General features: G+C 60.8%; 5 protein-coding genes. 1 reads left to right on the top strand and 4 read right to left on the bottom strand.

Features of this window, described 5'->3' with window-relative positions; genetic code table 11:
• Window positions 1-126: 126 nt before the first annotated feature.
• The 3 genes from VMW12_14005 to VMW12_13995 all read right to left on the bottom strand — a co-directional run bounded on the left by VMW12_14005 (window position 127) and on the right by VMW12_13995 (window position 2,432).
• Window positions 127-915 carry a hypothetical protein gene (locus VMW12_14005; GenBank protein ID HUZ50837.1) on the bottom strand — a complete coding sequence of 263 codons (789 nt, stop codon included), beginning with the start codon at window positions 913-915 and terminating at the stop codon, window positions 127-129.
• Window positions 905-1,462 carry a sigma-70 family RNA polymerase sigma factor gene (locus VMW12_14000; protein ID HUZ50836.1) on the bottom strand — a complete coding sequence of 186 codons (558 nt, stop codon included), beginning with the start codon at window positions 1,460-1,462 and terminating at the stop codon, window positions 905-907. Before VMW12_14000 ends, VMW12_14005 begins: the two co-directional genes overlap by 11 nt.
• A 94-nt stretch (window positions 1,463-1,556) precedes the next feature.
• Window positions 1,557-2,432 (bottom strand): pirin family protein, encoded by an 876-nt coding sequence (locus VMW12_13995; protein ID HUZ50835.1) that lies wholly within the window; start codon window positions 2,430-2,432, stop codon window positions 1,557-1,559.
• Between the two features lie 194 nt (window positions 2,433-2,626).
• Here VMW12_13995 and VMW12_13990 point away from each other — a divergent pair, with 194 nt between their 5' ends.
• Window positions 2,627-3,622, top strand: coding sequence for an aldo/keto reductase (locus VMW12_13990; protein HUZ50834.1), 996 nt, complete (start codon window positions 2,627-2,629; stop codon window positions 3,620-3,622).
• 118 nt (window positions 3,623-3,740) lie between these two features.
• On the opposite strand, the gene VMW12_13985 is transcribed toward VMW12_13990, so the two are convergent.
• Window positions 3,741-4,421 (bottom strand): hypothetical protein (locus VMW12_13985; GenBank protein ID HUZ50833.1); only part of this gene is annotated, 681 nt, incomplete at its 5' end.

Genomic DNA, 4,421 nt, shown 5'->3' with positions numbered 1-4,421 from the left:
CCGGGCAGAAGCTAACGATCGCAGTGGAAGCGACGAACGGCCCGGGCGCATATGACGACAAGGGCAACAGCGGACTCGGCGCCGTCGACGTTCTTCGCGCGCTCGCCGATGCGCTCGCGCCGAATACTACGGCTTGGTGATTACGCGAAGCGTCATCGTCGATCGCGCGCTTGGCGCGTGAAGGTTGCGGCGCGGAACGGCGATGCCGTGCATCGCTGACTGAATCGCGGCGATCTCCGCGGCGCTGATAGCGCTCCCTTCGGTTGCCGTCATCATTTGGTTGCCGTTGCGCCAAGCAAAGTGTTCGTGTCTTACCAGGACGGGGCGCCCGTCGGCAGCGGGAGCCTTTGCCTCAAAGATGTACTTCGCGGGTAGTTCGCCGTTGGGATTGTAGCGATCGGCGATCAAGATGAATTCGCGCCCTCCCGCGCGACGGTAGGCGAACCTGACTTCGAGCGGCCCAACGCGCCACGAATGCGTCTGTGTCGAATAAATTCCGACCGGAGTTACTTGAATCGCGGACGACACGATGTCGCGTGGCAACCCGGCGGGCGGAACGATCGTGAAGGCCACATGCGATTGTGCCGAAGCGAGATTCTCATTGCGCGGCGCCAACTTCGATATCAGCGATTGTGGCGCAGCGGGTGGAGCGATGCCTCCAAGCGCCTGCAAGGCGGCGCGATAGCGCGCCTCGAGGCTTTGCACGAATGCGGGGGAGACCGCGGGAAGCGTCACGGCTAGTATGGTTACTGCAGCTGCCGTCGCGAGCGCGAAGCGCGTGAGCCGCTGCTGAGGCCGAGCGATCGGTTGAGACTGCGAGATCTTTCGCTGGATGACCTCTAGCCGGATGCGCGGCACATCGATTCCTTGAACCATCGTCTGCATAGCTGCTTGAATACGTGCGTTAGTGGACATGGTGAATGGCCTCCTCGGAAGTCGGGGCGATGGTTGCTTCTTCGGCAGAAAGCGCTCTGCGTAGCGTTCTTCGCGCCAGCATGAGGTGAAAGCGAATCGTTGAGGCGGATAGGCCGGTCGCGGCGGCAATCTCGCTGCTGCTCAGGCCTGCGTAGTAGTGCAAGAGCATCGCGCTCCGCTGGGCAACCGGGAGCGCGGCGAGTGCCTTCTCGATGTCCAACGCGTCGCTTCGATCGATGTGCGCTGCACGATCGTCGAGGGCATCCGCCGTCTGCATGCGGGAGCGTTGGCGCGCTGCCGTTATTGCGTGGTTCGTGATGATTTTGTAACTCCACGCAGCGAAGCCGTTCGTGCTCTTTAGCATAGGTAGTGCGCGCGCTATCGAAGCGCATGCTTCCTGCGCAGCGTCCTCGGCAAGGCCGCGGTCCCGGAGAATGCTAAACGCGATCCGGTAGGCTTCGGGCCACACAGCGACGATCAGGCGCTCGAGGCCTGCGCCGCCGAGCCGGGCGCTATCGACAAGTCCGTTTTCGAGAACTAATGGCACATTCGCGGCTCCCTGCGATGGGTATTTATAGAATAGACGACGTCAGCCGCTAAAGTGTTGGTAAGTCCACGCGAAGAGTCGCGTCGAGGCGGTGCTAGAACCGTCCGGAGCGGATGTCGTCGAAGGCGATTTCCAGCTCGGCTTGCGTATTCATGACGATCGGCCCATAGCGTGCCACGGGTTCGCGCAGAGGCCGGCCCGCGACGAGAATAAATCGTGTTCCGCCCTCTGCGGCGCGCGCCGCCACACGTTCTCCGTGCGATAGCACCGCCAACTCCCCGCGCACGATGGTTCGTTGCCCCGGGCGATCCTCTCCGATGGTGAGTGTACCGTCGTAAACGTAGGCGAAGGCGTTCTGCTCGCTCGGCAGTGCCGTCTCAAATGTCGCGCCCGCGGCGAGTTCGACGTCAAGGTAGGTCGGATCGGTATCGGGAGCCTGAACCGGCCCGGTAGCCCCGCCGTATTGTCCGGCGAGAACGCGAACGTGTACGCCCCCCGAGACGACGTCCGGAATCCGTTCGGGTGCGATGTCTTGGTAGCCGGGGTCGGTCATCTTGTCTTTACGAGGGAGGTTGACCCAGAGTTGAAAGCCCCACATGAGCCCGTCTTCTTGTTCGGGCATCTCCGAGTGGACGATCCCGCGGCCGGCAGTCATCCACTGCACGCTTCCCGCCGTGAGCAGCCCGGAGTTCCCCTTGTTGTCGCGATGGCGCATGCGGCCGGCAAGCATGTACGTTACCGTCTCAAAACCGCGGTGGGGATGATCGGGAAAGCCTGCGATATAATCGGTCGCCTTATCCGAGCGAAATTCGTCGAGCAGCAAAAACGGGTCGAGATCCGGAAGCGCCGGTTGGCCGATGATGCGCGTTAAGGCAACGCCGGCGCCATCGCTCGTCGCGACACCGCGAATCACGCGTTCGATATTGCGCACTGGACCGGTCGATTCAATCATCGTAATAACCTCCATCATGTACAGGTTTCTGCGCCGTGAGTCTTGATACTGCCCGGTCCTATCGTTGGAATTAGCGAGGCAGGGTGCTACCATGAGCGAAGGCTCACGATACCGCAAACGCGCGAAACCCGCGTGCATACTTTTCGGCGCGCGGCGCGGATTTTGTAAGCGGCCTAGCGCACGGCCGCAGCTGCTTCGTCGAGGTGATCATCGTGGAATTTACGCAAATTAGAGACACCGATATTCGGCCTTCGCGCATAGCCCTGGGAACGTGGGCCATCGGCGGATGGATGTGGGGCGGGGCCGACGACGATGCTGCGATCGCGACGATCCATCGCGCTCTCGACGCTGGAATAACGACGATCGACACCGCACCCGCATATGGGCAGGGCCATTCCGAGGAGGTGGTGGGCCGCGCGCTCAAGGGTCGGCGCGATCGCGTCGTCGTCGCAACGAAAGTCGGGCTCGAATGGGACGAGGAGGGGAACGTGCGTCGCAACGCTTCCGCCGCTCGCGTGCGCAAGGAGCTAGACGATTCGTTGCGGCGTCTGCAAACGGAGTACGTTGATATCTACCAAGTGCACTGGCCGGATCCGGCTACGCCGATGCAGGAAACAGCCCAGGCGATGCAAGCGTTGCACGACGCTGGGAAAATCCGCGCGATCGGCGTCAGCAACTTTTCACCCGCTCAGATGGACGAGTTCCGGCAATACGCCGCTCTCCATACGCTACAGCCGCCGTATAATCTCTTCGAGCGGGATGCGGAACGCGAGGTGCTTCCGTATGGCGTTTCGCACGGCCTAACGTCGCTCACGTACGGTGCGCTGTGTAGGGGATTGCTCAGCGGAAGAATGAGAAGCGACACGACCTTTATGGGCGACGACTTGCGCCGCAACGATCCGAAGTTCCAGCCTCCCCGGTTCGAGCAATACCTGCGCGCAGTAGAACGCCTCGATGCCCTGGCTCTAACGCGCTTCGGTAAGCGCGTGATTCATCTCGCGCTCCGCTGGGTACTCGACCAGCCCGGCGTCGGCGTAGCCCTTTGGGGCGCGCGGCGGCCGGAGCAGGTGGACGCCGTGCCGGGAGCATTTGGCTTCTCGCTCGACGCGGCGACGAAAGCCGAGATCGACCGGATCGTCGCAGAGGAAGTCGATAGTCCGATCGGTGCCGAGTTCATGGCCCCGCCGGAGGAGGTGGGAGGGAAATGATGCACGTCGGAGTGGCCGGTCTTGGAAAAATGGGGAGCGTCAACCTTGCGCAAGAGGGGATGCGTCGGGCACGGGCGCGACGCACGCATGTTCCAGAGCAGTCGCGCTAAAGGCGTTCCTATTGCGGGTCGAGTGCGTAGATGCGATCTCTGCGGCTTATCGTCAAGTAGACGACCAACCCAATAATCGTAGCGAGAAACACCACGCTTGTAATGGTCGTGCCCAAGCCTAGGCCACCGGCTTTTGCCGATTGTGAGAGCAAATCGCCGATGGACGCTCCGAGCGGGCGCGTGAGGATGTAGGCGATCCAGAACGCCAATACGCCGTTGATGTGCAGGCGATAATATGCGAGAGCCGTGAGCCCAATCAATCCGACAAACAGCAACGCCGCTAACGGGTAGCCGAGCCCAGATGCCTCGGAGACGAGATCCCCCGCTGAAGTGCCCAAAGCAAACGTAAAGAGAATTGCCGCCCAATAGAACAGCTCTCGCTTTCTTGTATCGATCGAATGAACGGAGAGCGTTTTCTCGCTTAGCCACCAGATAGCAAAAACCACCAGAAGAGCGACGCCGAATATTGTCGAGGATGTCTTGAGCGCAACTCCCAGATTCTCGACTAAGTTATCGGAAATGAGGGTGCCGACGACACTGATCAGAACGACGACGGTCCAATATACCGCGGGTATATATCGTTTGGAGCGGAGTTGAACGATCAATCCGATTATAAACAATCCACTCATGATGTACGATGTGGTTACGAGCCCGAGATGTAGCGTCGTCGATAAATAATCAGCGGCCGT

The sequence above is a fragment of the Candidatus Dormiibacterota bacterium genome (genome assembly GCA_035532835.1).
GTDB lineage: Bacteria > Vulcanimicrobiota > Vulcanimicrobiia > Vulcanimicrobiales > Vulcanimicrobiaceae > DAHUXY01.
This window is presented reverse-complemented; position numbering and strand designations above follow the sequence as displayed.

Bases quoted from the DNA above. Each gene is read 5' to 3' on its own strand.
- VMW12_14005 (HUZ50837.1), bottom strand. From the start codon at position 915: ATGTCCACTAACGCACGTATTCAAGCAGCTATGCAGACGATGGTTCAA.
- VMW12_13995 (HUZ50835.1), bottom strand. From the start codon at position 2,432: ATGATGGAGGTTATTACGATGATTGAATCGACCGGTCCAGTGCGCAAT.